12 protein-coding genes are annotated in these 16422 nt (G+C 39.2%); 11 read left to right on the top strand and 1 reads right to left on the bottom strand.

What is annotated here, in order from left to right:
* Positions 1–303: 303 nt before the first annotated feature.
* Positions 304–1464 (top strand): sialidase family protein, encoded by a 1161-nt coding sequence (locus tag H3Z82_RS10785; protein ID WP_182205510.1) that lies wholly within the window; start codon positions 304–306, stop codon positions 1462–1464.
* A gap of 28 nt (positions 1465–1492) precedes the next feature.
* Positions 1493–1942 (top strand): YhcH/YjgK/YiaL family protein, encoded by a 450-nt coding sequence (locus H3Z82_RS10790; protein ID WP_182205511.1) that lies wholly within the window; start codon positions 1493–1495, stop codon positions 1940–1942.
* On the opposite strand, the gene H3Z82_RS10795 is transcribed toward H3Z82_RS10790, so the two are convergent.
* Complete coding sequence (locus tag H3Z82_RS10795; protein WP_182205512.1) at positions 1939–2658, bottom strand: FadR/GntR family transcriptional regulator; 720 nt, start codon at positions 2656–2658, stop codon at positions 1939–1941. The two genes, H3Z82_RS10790 and H3Z82_RS10795, sit on opposite strands and share 4 nt — an antisense overlap.
* Positions 2659–2788: 130 nt before the next feature.
* Between H3Z82_RS10795 and H3Z82_RS10800 the strand changes: the two genes are divergently transcribed.
* From H3Z82_RS10800 to H3Z82_RS10840, 9 genes are all read left to right on the top strand, one after another.
* Entirely contained in the window at positions 2789–3943 is a 1155-nt protein-coding gene (locus H3Z82_RS10800) for an AGE family epimerase/isomerase (protein WP_182205513.1), read from the top strand.
* A 217-nt stretch (positions 3944–4160) separates the two neighbouring features.
* The gene (locus H3Z82_RS10805; RefSeq protein WP_235982432.1) at positions 4161–4937 is read left to right on the top strand and encodes a creatininase family protein; all 777 of its coding nucleotides are present in this window, start codon (positions 4161–4163) and stop codon (positions 4935–4937) included.
* 20 nt (positions 4938–4957) lie between these two features.
* The gene (locus tag H3Z82_RS10810) at positions 4958–6079 is read left to right on the top strand and encodes a sialidase family protein (protein ID WP_182205514.1); all 1122 of its coding nucleotides are present in this window, start codon (positions 4958–4960) and stop codon (positions 6077–6079) included.
* A 234-nt stretch (positions 6080–6313) separates the two neighbouring features.
* Positions 6314–6724 (top strand): CidA/LrgA family protein, encoded by a 411-nt coding sequence (locus tag H3Z82_RS10815; RefSeq protein ID WP_235982433.1) that lies wholly within the window; start codon positions 6314–6316, stop codon positions 6722–6724.
* Positions 6708–7403 (top strand): LrgB family protein, encoded by a 696-nt coding sequence (locus H3Z82_RS10820; protein ID WP_182205515.1) that lies wholly within the window; start codon positions 6708–6710, stop codon positions 7401–7403. The genes H3Z82_RS10815 and H3Z82_RS10820 overlap by 17 nt, the downstream gene beginning before the upstream one ends.
* 32 nt (positions 7404–7435) lie before the next feature.
* A complete protein-coding gene (locus tag H3Z82_RS10825; protein ID WP_182205516.1) occupies positions 7436–9520 on the top strand; it encodes a GDSL-type esterase/lipase family protein in 2085 nt (694 codons plus the stop codon).
* A 19-nt stretch (positions 9521–9539) separates the two neighbouring features.
* A complete protein-coding gene (locus tag H3Z82_RS10830) occupies positions 9540–10721 on the top strand; it encodes a glycoside hydrolase family 27 protein (RefSeq protein WP_182205517.1) in 1182 nt (393 codons plus the stop codon).
* 74 nt (positions 10722–10795) lie between these two features.
* Complete coding sequence (locus H3Z82_RS10835; protein WP_182205518.1) at positions 10796–12850, top strand: family 20 glycosylhydrolase; 2055 nt, start codon at positions 10796–10798, stop codon at positions 12848–12850.
* 424 nt (positions 12851–13274) lie between these two features.
* A complete protein-coding gene (locus H3Z82_RS10840) occupies positions 13275–16406 on the top strand; it encodes a SusC/RagA family TonB-linked outer membrane protein (protein ID WP_182205519.1) in 3132 nt (1043 codons plus the stop codon).
* Positions 16407–16422: the final 16 nt, after the last annotated feature.

Genomic DNA, 16422 nt, shown 5'->3' on the forward strand with positions numbered 1-16422 from the left:
TGTCATGTGATATTGGATAAAATTGCACATGTTTACCTAAAACAAGGCATTACAAAAACCATTGATTCGTGATAAAGAGGTGAGTAGATCAATGCTCATTTTTTATAGAGTTCATAATGGTGTAAATCAGTAAACAAGATAATAGACACTGTCAGTTTGAGCGCAGTCGAAAACCTTTTAAATGCAACAATGGGGCTTCATTTCTGCTATTAGTCTGATTTGTGCAATATATGGTTACAAGAAGCATATAATTTATTACTGACTTCAATCATGAATTATTTAATTATCTAAAAACTTGTGGATATGAGCAGCAAATTGATTTTTAAGTGTGTTTTGATTTTATCTTTAGTCTGTTTTTTTAACAGTGAAGCTTCGGAGAGATCTGTTGATACCATTCCTAAAACAACGGTTTTTAATGCCGGTGATGATGGGATTGATTCCTATCGAATCCCAACCTTGACTACGAGCAAAAAAGGAACCTTATTGCTCTTTGCAGAAGCGCGGAAAATTAGTTCTACCGATAAGACGCCAACAGATATTGCGTTGAAGAGAAGTGAAGACCATGGGAAAAGTTGGTCTGAAATACAGCTTTTGACCGACGGTGGGGATGATGCATTCATGGATCCTGTGGCCCTGGTGGATCAAGTCACTGGAAGACTCTTTCTTTTTACAACTTTATGGCCTTCCGATGATCATAGCAAGCTGAAAAATACGGCGTGGGTCGTCATTTCAGATGATGATGGATTGACTTGGAGCAAACCACGAAATATAACCCAAGATATTGTGGCACCCAATCATTATATTGGTGGTTTTGGGCCTGGTGCGGGTATTCAAATGCAGGGTCTTCAATTTAAGAACCGGCTGATCATACCAACGCGTCAAACCGACAGGAAAATTTCTAAAAACAGAACGATATATAGCGACGATCATGGAGAAACTTGGCAAACGGGACATGCTGCCCCTGATGGCGGCGAATATCAAATAGCGGAGTCGCCCCATAATGTTTTGAGATACAATCTGAGAGCGGGCAAAGGTAAACGAACGGTAGCAGTAAGTAACGATGGAGGAATGTCATGGGGTGAAAGCCATATTGATTTCCGTTTGCAATCGTCAGTCGACTATGGCGGCTGTCAAGGGAGTATGTTAGGTATTGATACTATGCTGTTTTATGTTGGACCTGCTGGTGGATTGGGCAGTGCCAACTATGAAGATCGTCAAAATCTGTTTATTTATCGCAGTTTAAATGGTGGAAAAACTTGGGAAAACGACCATTTGTTGTATGATAAATCTGCTGGATATAGCTGTATCACACAGTTGTCAGATGGTCGTCTTGCCATTGTCTTTGAGACATCGGATAGCGAAGGGTTTCCAAAAATGACTCCCGGCAATCGCCCTCCTGGCTGGATGCGTTTGGATGTGATGATTCTTCCTGAGAGGATAACTGATAAAAAGGCGTGGTTTTAATAATTTTTTATCTTAAAAACAATTGACAATGATATTGGACAAAATTGAAAATGCAAATCTTTATAAGAGTATCCATCCTGGGATCAAAAAGGCCTTAAATTATATTGAAAACACCAATTTCAATGATTTGCCTATGGGCAAACATGAGATTGAAGGAAATGATCTTTTTGTCATTTTTAAGGAGTATGCGACCAAGCAAGTCGATGGAAACCTTCTCGAATCACATCGAAAATATATTGATGTGCAATATATTGTTGATGGTGTCGAGCAAATGGGAGTCACGATGCATACTGGACAAGATCCTAAAAAGGCCTATGATGCGGTGGACGATTATATGTTGTTTGATGAGCCTTATGACATCATAACGGTTAATAAAGGGATGTTTGCCATCTTTTTTCCAAATGACATTCACATGCCAGATATAACTACCGGAGATCCGTCACAGGTGAAGAAAGCAGTAATTAAGGTTAAAATTTAAAATGCTACATCCTTAAGGACTCTGTCAAAGTGCGGCTCTAAATGGCGGGCCAATCCTTTTCTGAATTTTTCTTTGTTACCTTCTTTAAGATAATTCAAAAGTTCACGATGCGTTACAAATTTCTTTTTGTACATATAGGTTTTGGCATCATCCAATTTATGGTTATGCACATACTGAAAAACAGGAAGTAAGATGTTTTGAAGTCGGTGTAAGGTTTTATTTCCAGACATTTCATAGAGTTTGCCGTGGAAGGCAACTTCATTTTTAAGGCTGAAAATGTGGGTTTCGCCTTTGCCTTTTTCCATGTCATCTACTATTTTGCTCAACTCCTCTATGTCCTCATCTGTCTTACGGGCAAATAACAAATCGACCATACCCATTTCCATAATCAATCGCAGCTCAAAAATATCCTTTAAGGTATCATCGCCCACCAAATTGGTTTCCATGATCTTCTCAAAATTTTCAATAAAATCCGGTTGTGAAAGAACCATCCCCTTATGTTTTTTGGAATCGATAATCCCAATAGTGCGCAGCCTGGTCAGTGCTTCCCTAACAACAGTTCTACTGACACCGAGTGATTCGGCAAACTCCATCTCCTTTGGGATGGTATCGCCCACTTCAAGCTTGTTGGATTTGATATATTCAGTAATGCTTATTTCTACCTTGTCAACTAAGCTCAAATTGGTTATCGGTTTAAGGCCTACACGGTTTTTCATGCTAATTTATTTTGTGCAAATGTAATTTATTATTCTAATTTCATTAAGTTTGTATTATGTATAACATATTATGTAAATATAATAGTTTACACTGAAAAAATGCGATTAATTTTTAAGAAATATCTTTTAAATGGACCATACATCACTCTACAAAAATACACTTCTAAATAATGTCATCCCGTTTTGGGAGAAAAATTCGATAGATTTAACTTACGGCGGTTATTTCACCTGTTTGGATAAAACAGGAGAAGTTTACGATACTGATAAGTTTATGTGGCTCCAAGGGCGACAGGCTTGGACTTTTTCTATGCTCTATAATAACGTTGAGAAGAATGAGAATTGGTTGACATTGGCCAAACATGGTGTTGATTTTATTAGAAAACACGGCATGGACAAGGAGGGTAACTTCTATTTTTCGACGACACAGGAAGGAAAACCACTGATACAGCCTTATAATATTTTTTCTGATTGTTTTGCAGCCATGGCTTTTAGCCAATATGCAATTGCATCTGGCGATGATGAGATCAAACAACTTGCTAAGAAAACCTATCTTAACATATTAAAAAAGAAGGATAATCCGAAGGGGAGTTACGAGAAATCGACAGGAGAAAGACCATTAAAAAGTTTTTCCCTACCGATGATTCTATCCAATTTGGTATTGGAACTTGAAGGTGTTTTGGATGAGGATGAGGTTAATCAAACCATCGATTTCAGCATCAATGAGGTCATGAATGTTTTCTTGGATAAGGAATCGGGACTTATCTACGAATTTGTCCGTCCGGACGGTTCTCATGAGGATAGCTTTAACGGACGCCTCTTAAATCCTGGACACGGGATTGAAGCCATGTGGTTTATGATAGACATTGGGGTGAGAAGGAAAGACAAGCAACTTATTGAAAAAGCTGCGGACACCATTTTACGGATATTAGAATATAGTTGGGACGAAAAATACGGCGGTATCTTTTATTTCATGGATGCTTTAGGAAAACCGCCACAACAGTTGGAATGGGATCAAAAACTCTGGTGGGTCCATCTGGAAGCCTTGGTGGCATTGGCAAAAGCTTATGAGCATACGGGTAGGAAGGAGCTTATGGACTGGTACGAAAAAGTCCACAAGTATTCCTGGTCACACTTTTCGGATGCCGATAACGGCGAATGGTTTGGCTACTTAAACAGGCAAGGTGAAGTGTTGTTGGATTTAAAAGGCGGAAAATGGAAAGGCTGTTTCCATGTTCCAAGAGCTATGTACCAATGTTGGAAAACTTTTGAACGAATAAAAAAATAAATTATCAGAAATCAAATGCTTTTATGAGCAGCTTGAGACTACAGTTTTAATGCGTGCCACTAGTAAATAAGTAAAATAGAAACTAAATCATTAGCGATTAGAGATCCTTCAGGTCGAAAAAAATAGGAGTAAAATGGCGTTTGATTAAAAAACGGCTGTCTCATTTAATGGAGGCTATATTTTAACTAAATTTGATTGAACTCGTTCAAAATATGTTATGATGGGAAAAACCATAAGACCTTATGTGTTGGCAGAAACCAATTGGAAATCGGTGAAAGAAACCATTTTTACCGTTGCCGTTTTGCCTTGGGGGGCCACTGAAGCCCATAATTACCATTTGCCCTATGCTACCGATAATTATCAGGCAGAGTATGTTTCTATTGCGGCTGCAGAAAAAGCTTGGAACAAGAAAGCAAAGGTCATCGTATTGCCAACTATTCCTTTTGGAGTCAATACGGGTCAGATGGATATTTCGTTGTGCATGAACATGAACCCCAGTACCCAATATGCGGTTTTAAAAGATGTTGTTGAGGTGTTAAATGCGCATGACATTCATAAATTGGTTATTGTCAATTCGCATGGAGGCAATAATTTTAAGCAAATGATCCGTGAATTGAGTGTAGAGTTTCCGAAAGTTTTCGTTTGTTCAATCAATTGGTGGCAAGCGGCCAATGCCACTCCTTATTTTGATGAACCGGGAGACCATGCTGGCGAATTGGAAACGTCAGCAATGCAGCATATTGCACCTCATTTAGTATTGCCGCTGGGTCAAGCTGGAAGTGGAAGTGCTAAACAATTTAAAATCAAAGGACTCAAAGAGGGTTGGGTCAGCGCGCAACGCCAATGGACTCATGTCACTGAGGATACCGGAGTGGGGAACCCGAAGAAAGCTACCCAAACAAAGGGCACAGCATTTTTAGATGTCGTTGTCCAAAATATAGCTGAATTTTTTGAAGAATTGCATCATGCAGATCTATATAATATGTACGAATAACTAATTTAAAGTCTAATAATATGAAAAACTTAATTGTAGTACTCATCTCTATATTCCTTTTTAATTGTGGCGTAACAGCCCAAAAAGCCACCACAGATGGTGCACCGGTATTTCAAGATTTGTTCAACACGTCTATGACAGAGGGGGTTGAATGTTATCGGATCCCAGCCATCATAACTGCGCCAAATGGCGATGTCATTGCTGCTATTGATGAGCGTGTTCCAGGTTGTGGCGATCTAAAGTGGAGTAGGGACATCAACATTATCATTAGACGTAGCGCTGATAATGGGAAAACTTGGTCTGATATTGAAACTGTGGTCGATTTTCCAGATGGACAATCGGCTTCAGATCCTTCCTTGATTGTGGATCATGTGACCAACGAAATTTTCATGTTTTACAATTTTATGAACTTAGATACTGAAAAAGACATCTATTACCTTCATTATGTGAAAAGTGCAGACAATGGGAAAACCTGGAGTGAACCTGTAGATATCACCTCTCAGATAGCAAAACCGGAATGGCACAAGGATTTTAAATTCATAACTTCTGGTAGAGGAATCCAAACGCGTTCTGGGAAATTGCTGCATACTATGGTCAATTTAAACAGCGGTCTTCATGTGTTTGGAAGTGATGACCACGGTAAAACTTGGTATTTTATAGATACGCCAATTCAACCAGCGGATGAGTCAAAAATAATAGAACTTGCAGATGGTACTTTGATGATCAATGCACGGGTCAACGGAAAGGGTATGCGTTATGTACATACGTCTACCGATGGAGGTAAAACATGGACCACTGAAGAAGCTCCAGAATTGATTGATCCGGGTTGCAATGCAAGTATCATTCGATATACAGCAATTGAAGATGGATATAAAAAGAACAGACTTCTTTTCTCTAATGCCAAATCGGAAAAAGGCCGGGTTAATATGACGGTGCGCATTAGCTATGACGAAGGTGAAACTTGGTCGGAGGGCAAAACCATTTACGAGGGTCCTTCCGCATATTCGGATATGACTATTCTTGAAAATGGCGATATCGGCTTGTTTTTTGAGCAAGATGGGTACACAAAAAACCCTTTTGTAAGCTTTTCTTTGGATTGGTTGACTGATGGAAAGGATAGTTACAAAAAGCCTAAAAAGTAATCTTCTAAACGAGTATACATTCCTACAAGGTTTCCAAAGCTTTCGGCAAGGTTTCCACCTGTCCGCCGAAGGAGGACAACCTTGTAGATATGGTTTAATGAAGACTTAGACCTGACAGGTTTAGCCATCATCCTAAACATAATACTAAAGATTTGATTATTTTAGCTCCTCATCTCAAACTCGTTGAATTGGCAACTAAATATGCCTATTCTTTTAAAATTTCAAATGTTTCGAATGAGTAAAGCGACATTTAAAGTCCATATGAAAACTATGAATCTGCTCAAGAGCGGGTTGAAAATGCTCAAAGCCTTCCTAATCTTGTTTTTATTCCTTGGCTTGGGCGAATTGATCAATTACCTCGTGGAAACACCCGTGCCTGGGAATGTTTGGGGAATGATCCTGATTTTTGTGGCGTTGAAAGTAAAACTGATAACACTGGAATCGGTGAAACCTGCCTCTGATACCTTGTTGAATTATTTGGTGTTATTTTTTATTCCTTTCGGTGTTGGGCTCATGTCTTATTTTGATTTTATTAAATCGTATTGGATTATTCTGTTGGTTGCCGTAGGGATAAGCACTTTGATTACTTTATATGTGACCGCATTGATACAGCAAAAACTTGAGAAAAATGACAGCGTTTTATAGTCTTCCGGTTTTTGGAATAGGCCTTACGTTGGTCGCTTTTTTTGGTGCTCGGGCATTACGGACAAAAATTAAATTGGTGTTATTCAATCCAGTCTTGATCGCCATCACATTAATTATTTTGTTCTTGGTAGTGTTTGAAGTCAGTTTTAACGATTATAATATAGGCGGCAAGTATTTGACCTTTTTCTTAGGGCCTTCAATTGTAGCACTTGGCGTTTTGTTTTATGAGAAATATCAATTGATCAAACATAATATTTATCCTTTTCTTTTGGCAGTTTGTTGTGGCGGTATGATTAGTATTTTGTCAGTTTCATTACTTTCAATTTATCTGAATGCGCCTGATGTCATTATTAAGTCGATAGTGTCATTATCCGTCACCACACCCATTGCTATTGAAATTACGAAAATTACAGAGGGCATTCCATCGCTCACTGCAGGCGTGGTGATTGCGGTTGGTGTATTTGGAAATGCTTTCGGTCCGAGTTTCTTGAAACTAACAGGCATAAAAAGTGAAGCCGCTATGGGAACAGCTTTAGGGACTGCAGCGCACGGCATCGGAACAGCACGCGCGTTGGAAGTCGGCCATTTGTCAGGCGCTTATAGCGGATTGGCCATGTGTGTCAACGGCATCTTGACCACTCTGATTGCGCCCTATGTTGTGATTTGGATGGTCGGATGAGTTTAGAAAATACCAAAAAGATGAGTTTTATAATGAAGACAATTTCAAAATATCGCCAGATTCTGACCATGTCTTGGATGTTGCTTTTTTCGCTGGCCCTATCTTCCCAAACTATAAAAGTTGCTTGTGTAGGAAATAGCGTCACCTATGGTGCTGGGATTGAGGAACGGGAAGAACATAGTTATCCGGCACAACTTCAGCAACTATTGGGCTCAAATTATGAGGTAGAAAATTTTGGGTTTTCGGGCGCTACTATGCTGAAAAACGGACACAAACCTTATTGGGAAAAGGAGGTGTTTAAAGCCTCGCAAAACTTTGCACCCAACATCGTCATCATCCATTTGGGGTTGAATGACCAAGGCAATAACAATTGGCCAAAGCATAAGGACGAATTTGAACAGGATTATTTGGATATGATTTCTGTTTATAAAAACCTGCCAACCAAACCCAAAGTCATCATTTGCAAAATGACCCCAACTTTTTCGGGGCATCATTGGTTTGAAGAAGGCATGCGGGAAAGTTTTAAGGAAATTCAGTCAAAAATAGAAACTATTGCCGCAAAGGCCTCTGTTGATTTAATTAATTTACACGAGCCTCTATATCGATTTCCAGAGTATTTCCCAGATAATTTACATCCCACCAAAGAAGGCGCCCAAATTATCGCCAATAAAGTATTCAGTGCCATCACTGGGGATTATGGCGATTTAAAACTGCCGTTGCTCTATGGAGAAAACATGGTTCTTCAACGAAATGAAACCATAAGTTTTAATGGAACCGCCAACTATGATGATACGGTAACCATTCAATTTAACCAAGAAACAAAACGTGTAAAAGCCGATTTCAATGGGCACTGGAACGTTGACTTTCCGTCGATGAAAGCCGGTGGCCCCTATCCACTAAAATTTTCCACCTCCACAAAATCTCACAACATAGAAAAAGTGTACATCGGTGAAGTTTGGTTGGCTTCGGGGCAATCCAACATGGATTTTATGGTGAGAGATATGGAAAGTGCTACCACTGTTTTAAAGGATTCCTTAAATGATCAGGTGTTTTTGTTTTCTATGGATGGAAAAACCCTGTCAGGAGAAAAATTTAGTGAAGCCGATCTTAAAAATTGTAATGCGGCAGATTATTTTGATTCTTCAGGATGGACCACTTCAAATACAAAGGACCTTGAGAAATTTTCGGCGGTGGCCTATGCTTTTGCCTATTCACTTCAGAAAAAATTAAATGTTCCGGTCGGAATTATTTGTAACGCCATCGGCGGATCTCCTACTCAAAGTTGGATCAGTAGGGAAGCTATGGAGCAACAACATGAAACAATTGATCTTCTCAATGACACGCGTTTAAACCCGATGGTTGATGTGTGGGTTGCCAATAGAATTGAACGCAATATGGAAGATCATTCCAAAACTAAAATAAAAGCTCGACATCCTTATCAGCCCACTATTCTATTTGATGCGGGTATACTGCCCATTAGAGATTACACTATCAAAGGGGTGATCTGGTATCAAGGGGAATCCAATGCCGATCAAATTGAGATGCATTCAAAATTATTCAAGATGTTGGTGAATGATTGGCGCCATCATTTTAAAAATGAGGAATTACCATTTTATTATGTCCAATTAAGTAGTCTAAACCGATCAACTTGGGGTAGTTTTCGGGATTCACAAAGGCGTTTACTGAGCATTCCAAATACGGGAATGGCGGTCAGCTACGATGTTGGGAATGAAACAGACGTGCATCCAAGGAAAAAATGGATTGTTGGACGGCGTTTGTCTAAAATAGCACTCCATAATGATTATGGTTTTAACATTGGTTATTCTGGGCCGCTTTTGGATTTTGTGAATGTCATGGACAACACGCTCGAAATTCATTTTAAACATGGCGAAGGTTTAAAAACATTCAACAATGCAAGTGTGCAAGATATTTTTATCGCTAACGATCATAAACAATTTGTCCCTGCACAAACTAAAATTGTAAATGGTATCTTGCAGGTATGGTCGCCAGAAATCGAAAATCCGAGATATGTCAAATATGGTTATAGGCCCTTTTCCGATGGTAATCTGATTAATAGTTATGGCTTGCCTGCACCGACTTTTTCAAATAGTATGTAATAAATAAAACATCAAATTCATGAAGACAAATTTTTTCTTTCTTTTAGTAGCGTTCTTTTTATCACATGGGATATCCGCTCAAAAATTCGATAATTTGGCACTGACCCCACCTATGGGCTGGAACAGCTGGAATAGTTTTCAATGCGACGGCGTCAACGAAACGGTGATCAAGGAAATGGCGGATGCCATGGTGGAGACCGGATTTAAGGACGTTGGTTATGAATACATCGTGATTGACGATTGCTGGCAAATAGGCCGTGATGAAAATGGATATATTATCGTGGATAAAGAAAAATTCCCGTCAGGAATTAAGAGTTTGGTGGATTATGTCCATTCCAAAGGCTTGAAATTCGGAATCTATTCTGATGCTGGTACAAAAACTTGCGCCGGCCGACCTGGAAGTAAAGGTTTTGAACGTCAGGATGCTGAGACCTATGCCAAATGGGATGTCGATTATTTAAAGTACGATTGGTGCTTTACTGAAGGGCAAGATGCCATTGCCTCTTACACCTTGATGAGAGATGAGCTATTTAAAGCCGGAAGACCTATTGTTTTTAGTCTCTGTGAATGGGGTGAAAATAAGCCATGGGAATGGGCAAAAGATGTAGGACATCTGTGGCGGACGACATTGGATATTGATATGGGCGCCAGATACGACGGCAATATATGGGGCAATCTCATTGGATGGTCGGACTTGGTGGACATGCAGGTGGGCTTAGAAAAATATGCTGGTCCTGGGCATTGGAACGATCCGGATATGCTGGCCGTTGGAAATAACAATATGCCAGAAAATGAAGCAAGAGCCCACTTTAGCATGTGGTGTATGTTGGCCGCACCTTTAATGGCCGGTAACGATTTGAGGGATATGACTCAGGTAGATCATAGTATTTTAACCAATAAAGAATTAATTGCCATCAATCAAGACGTTTTGGGGAAACAGGGTTTTAAGATTGAAGATTATGGCAATTTTGAAATTTGGCAAAAACCGTTGACCAATGGGGACATAGCGATCTGCTTTTTTAATAGGGAAATAACAGACAAAAACTACGAGATTGATTGGTCTAAAATCCGGGTCAAGGATTTTGAAGGCGATTATAAAATAAAGGACCTATGGCAAAATACGATTGTTGGTGCTACGGACACCAAGATGTCCATTGATGTGCCTTCACGAGATGTTGTGGTCTTCAGATTGTCAAAATAACAAGTTTGAGTCGAACAAGACCTAACAGGTTTTAGAAACCTGTTAGGTCTATAGACTTAGTAAATTAAAATCTTATGAAATTTTCTCTTTATAATATCAACTTTAAAGCAGTCATTTACTTTATGGCTTTAAAGCTGTTGTTTATTTTCAACGGCTATTCCAATCCACAACAAGTAAATCATCTTGAAGCCAAATATCCCATCATCCCAACACCACAAGAAATCAGCTATGGTGAAGGAGAGTTGGCGTTCAAAGGTTTTCATATTGGGGCTTCCGATTTTAAAAATGAATCCGATGTTATAAGTGCATTCTTCAAAAAACAAGGCATTAAAGAGTCTTACAAAGGTCTGAAGATTCAAGTTATTAAGGAACAGCTTCCAGTTGATAACCCTGAGGAGGCCTATAAATTAAGTATTGATAGAGATGTTAAAATTTGGGCAACTTCTGAGAAAGGCGCTTACTACGCCATAAGAACACTTCAGCAAATTTTCAGGAAACAGGGGCAAGGTGGTCTTTTTCCAAAGTTGGAAATCACCGATTGGCCTGCATTTAAAATCCGAGGATTTATGCACGATACCGGACGGAATTTCCAATCCATAGACCAATTAAAAGAGCAGATTGAAGTCCTTTCACAATATAAATACAATGTGTTCCATTGGCATTTAACCGATGATCCAGGATGGCGATTGGAAAGCAAATTGTATCCACAATTGCAATCGGAAGCCGCTACCTCACGGGGTAAGGGTAAATATTATACTCAGGAAGAATTTAAGGACATCCTTGCATTTTGCAAAGCCCGTCATATCACGGTGATTCCAGAATTTGACATCCCTGGCCATTCGAGAGCGTTTAGGGATGCAATGGGGTTTGAAACTATGAAAGATGAACGCGCATTACCTACCCTATTGAACTTGTTTGATGAATTGTGCTCATTGGCGAGTGCCGAAGACATGCCGTACATTCATATCGGTACAGATGAGGTCCGGAATCGTGAAGAATACGTGGAGGACGGATTTGTAAAACAAATCATGGATCGCGTCAAGTCTCATGATAGAGACCTTATCGTTTGGATGGAAGGTATTGAGGTAAAGGGAGATTCTACGTCCATCAATCAGCTTTGGGCGCAGTTTGATCCGAGACCAGGACATCGGTTTATAGACTCCCGCGCCAATTATATCAATCATTTGGATCCTTTTGCGGGTATGTCGCGCTTATTTTTTCAACAGCCCTGCCGACAGCCTAAAGGCGATGAACTTGCTTTGGGAGGCATATTATGTGCTTGGCCTGATAATAATGTGGCGAATGAACGAGATATTCTAAAACAAAACCCTATTTATCCCTCCATTGTTTTCTATGCCGATGCGATTTGGAAAGGAAGAAAAGAGAATAAACTGGATTATTGGGCCAAATTACCAGCCTTAAACACACCAGAATTACAGGCCTTCAAAGCTTTTGAGGACAAGGTCATCGTCCATCGTGATTTCTTTTTTAAAGACAAGGAATTCCCATATATCAGGCAAACCGATTTTCAATGGAATGTGATTGGGCCATTTGAGAATAACAATAATGTCAATTTGAAGTTTCCAGTTGAAAATGAATTGATCGCTTCTTATAATGTTGACGGAAAAAATTATAAATGGTCTGCACCAAAAGTTGGCGGCACGCTGCATTTTAAACACTTTTTCGGTTTCCCGGCATTGACTACTGAAAAAACCGGCACCTATTATGCGACTGCTGAAATCTATTCACCAGATGATCGGATTCAAGATTTTTGGGTAGGTTTCCAAGGCTGGTCACGGTCTGGGGGTCGGCGTGTAGGTCCTTTCCCTGATCAAGGGCAGTGGCACACCACGAATCCTAAACTATGGGTCAATAACGTCGAAATAGCACCTCCCCATTGGAAACAGCCCAATTTGGGAACAAGAACGGATGAAATTCCGTTTATTGATGAGGATTATTTTTTCCGAGCACCTACAAAAATTCAACTTAAAAAAGGATGGAATACGGTACTCTTGAAAATTCCACAGGATAACAACTCTTGGAAATGGATGTTCACTTGTGTTCCAGTAGACATCGAAAACAATCAAGTAAAAGAGGTGAATGATTTAAAATTTAGAACCATTTTTTAATGTGTTGAAAGTGTAATCTTTATTAGGATATAGCTGTAACTATTTGACAATCATCATATAAAATCGCATTGCTCTCTATTTCTAAAGAATTTTACCATTTCACTCGATAGGAAGGAAAAAAGGGTAGAAGTTAGCTTAATTAGGAATAGGCTGGGTAGTTATAATTGCTTTTAGCCAAGTTCAAAAAGGTTGTTTCAAAAGCAGTAATAAACAGTCAGAAAACACTACAATTTTCAGAATAATTTACTGTGAATGATGATCTCATAATTGTGAAGCATTTTAATACGAATTTGGCAATAATTCGCCAACTACAAGGTTATATGTTGCCCTACTCCTTTCCAAAAGCGTCATTAGTCGAAAATATTTATAAATGACAAGTTTTTTACATTGATTTAAGAAATCAAATTAAACTTATAACAAAATTATGACAAAAAAGGTACTTAAATTACTGTTTGTGTTTGGTATTCTATGCACTTATGGTATGCAGGCGCAAACAACGGTAAAAGGAGTAGTTGTGGACGCCGCAAGCAGTTTGGGACTTCCAGGAGTTAGTGTAGTAGTTAAAGGCACGAGCACCGGAACAACAACAGATTTTGATGGTAATTACAGTATTGATGTACCAAGTGGGGAAGGTATTTTGCAGTTTTCCTACGTGGGCTTTACTACTCAAGAGATTGCCATTAATGGTCAAAGCACAATCAACGTTTCGCTTGTTGAAGATGTGAGTCAATTGGACGAAGTGGTAGTGACGGCACTTGGTATTAAAAGAGAACGTAAATCTTTAGGATACGCCGTTCAAGAAGTAAAAGGTGAGGCAATTTCAGAGGCAAGAGAAACCAACGTTGCCAATGCCTTATCTGGTAAAATTGCCGGTATTCAAGTGATTAAAGGAAGTAACGGTCCTGCCAGTTCATCAAAAATTGTACTAAGGGGTAATAGTTCGCTTACAGGTGACAACCAGCCATTGATTGTTGTGGATGGTGTTCCTATGGATAACTTTACAGGAGCTGATAATAATGACTTCTTCAATCCTTCGCCAGACATGGGAAATGGATTAGGAGATTTAAATCCAGATGACATAGAGACCATGACGGTTTTAAAAGGTGCTTCTGCTGCGGCATTATATGGTTCACGAGCGGGTAACGGTGTCATCTTAATTACTACCAAAACTGGTACCGCAAGAAAAGGTTTAGGTATTACTTTTTCTGCTACAACAGGTTTTGAAAGGTTATTTATCGAACCAGAACTTCAGAGCCAGTTTGGTCAGGGAGATTTAGGGGTTTACGAAGAAATAAGCAAGTTGAGTTGGGGGCCTAAAATTGAAGGACAATCTGTTGTAGATTGGGAAGGGAACCCAACAACATTAAGAGCTTATGATAATCTTGGAAATTTTTATGATGGAGGGTTTAATCAAACCTATAGCTTATCATTCCAACAGCAGGTAACAGATGGTACATCTTTATATACCTCTGCAAGTTATTTGAACGATGATAGTAATATTCCGGGATCAACTTTGGAACGATTGAATTTAACCACACGTGCAGTCACAAAATTTGGTGAGTCTAAAAGGTGGACAACCGATGTGAAAGTACAGTATATCAATACAAAAGCTGGCAATAGACCATTAAACGGACTTAATAACAACAACGCCTACGGAACGGTAGCACAACTACCAAGATCAGTTGATATTACTCAATTTAGAAACACCACGGATGAATTTGGTAAAATGAGATGGTTCGTTTCTGAAAATGCTGAAAACCCATATTGGTCTGCTCAAAACAGGCTTAGTAATGATGCAAGAGACCGTTTCTTATTAAATGGATCTATAAAATATGACATTACTGATTGGTTAAGCGCTGAGGCAAGAGCTGGTGCTGATATTTATACCACTACCACCGAGTCTAAATTATACTCTGGAAGTCCAGGTAATAATACAGGACGGTACAGTTTTGGAAAGGAATCTTTTATTGAGAAAAACTTCAGCTTCTTATTGATGGCTGCTCAAGATGATATTATTGGTAAATTTGGAGGTTCTGCAACCATTGGTGGAAACATCATGGGTAGAAACTCTAACTATATTAACGGAAATTCTGGAGAGCTTGTGGTTCCAAACTTGTTCTCTTTGAATAATGGTGTCGATAGCCCAAGCGTTAATCAAGGTAGAACAGAACGAAGAACAAATTCAATTTATGGAACTTTCCAAATCAATTATGATGGGTTCTTGTTTTTGGATTTTACAGGGCGTAACGACTGGTCTTCTACTTTAAGTAAAGAAAACAGATCGTTTTTCTACCCATCTATCAGTACATCCTTCGTGTTTACGGATATGATTAGAAAAGCAGGTTCTGAATTACCAGGATGGCTAACCTTTGGTAAAATTAGAGCGTCTTACGCAACTGTAGGTAATGACCTTGAACCTTATAAACTTTATAACAGCTATTGGATTGGAAATGATTCTAATGGCAACATTACTGCAGGTACAAACAATACGCTTTTTAACCCTGACTTAAAGAGTGAGTTGATCAAATCGCAAGAAATTGGTTTTGAAGCGCGATTCTTCAACAACCGATTAGGATTGGATTTTGCTTGGTACAAATCTAACGCTACCAACCAATTGATTGAATTGCCATTGGACCCATTTAGTGGATATAATGCTAAGATGGTTAATGCTGGAGATGTACAGAATACAGGTGTTGAGTTGTCTCTTAATGCAAGAATTGTTGACAATCCTGAAGGTTTTAGTTGGGATGCAAGTCTTAATTATTCAACAAACAAAAACACGATTGAAAGTTTAGCTGATGATGTTACACAATACAGACTAGGAGGTTTTGACAACTTGGAAGTGCTCGCTGTTGAAAGAGGCGGTTATGGTGAAATATGGGGTACGAAGTACAAAAGAGTGGAAGATCAAAACAGTCCTTATTTTGGGCAAATTGTTGTAGATGCTAGCGGTCGCCCAGAAGTAGCAGGTGCTGACGGTGAAAAATTCAAATTAGGTAATCAACAACCAGATTATATGCTTGGTTTTGCTAACAACTTCACCTATAAGAATCTCTCTTTAGGATTTCTGATTGATGCGCGTGTTGGTGGTGAGATTTTCTCTGGTACAAACCATGCGCTCCAAGAAGCTGGAACGGCTGCTATAACTGTAGTTGATGGCGAAAGAGCTGACATTGTAGTTGACGGCGTTGTAAGTGATGGAACCGGTGGATATACTGTCAATTCGACAGGTATTTCTCCAAGACTTTACTGGGAGCACATTGCCACTAAATCTGGAAACTTAGGAATTAACGAGGCTAATATTTACGATGCCACCAATGTTAGATTAAGAAACGTGAATATCAACTATACGATTCCAAAAGACTGGTTGGGAGATTCAGGAATTCAGAACCTTAAGGTAGGACTTTCCGCAAATAACGTATGGATGTTGAAAAACAACTTAAATGGTGTTGATCCGGAGTCTGTCTTTGCAACGTCTACAAACGCTACAGGCTTTGAATATCTTTCGCCTCCAACAACGAGCAGTATATTTTTAAACCTGTCTGTAAGTTTCTAAAATAAATGTATCTATT

This window comes from Gelidibacter maritimus, from assembly GCF_014062315.1.
Lineage (GTDB): Bacteria > Bacteroidota > Bacteroidia > Flavobacteriales > Flavobacteriaceae > Gelidibacter > Gelidibacter maritimus.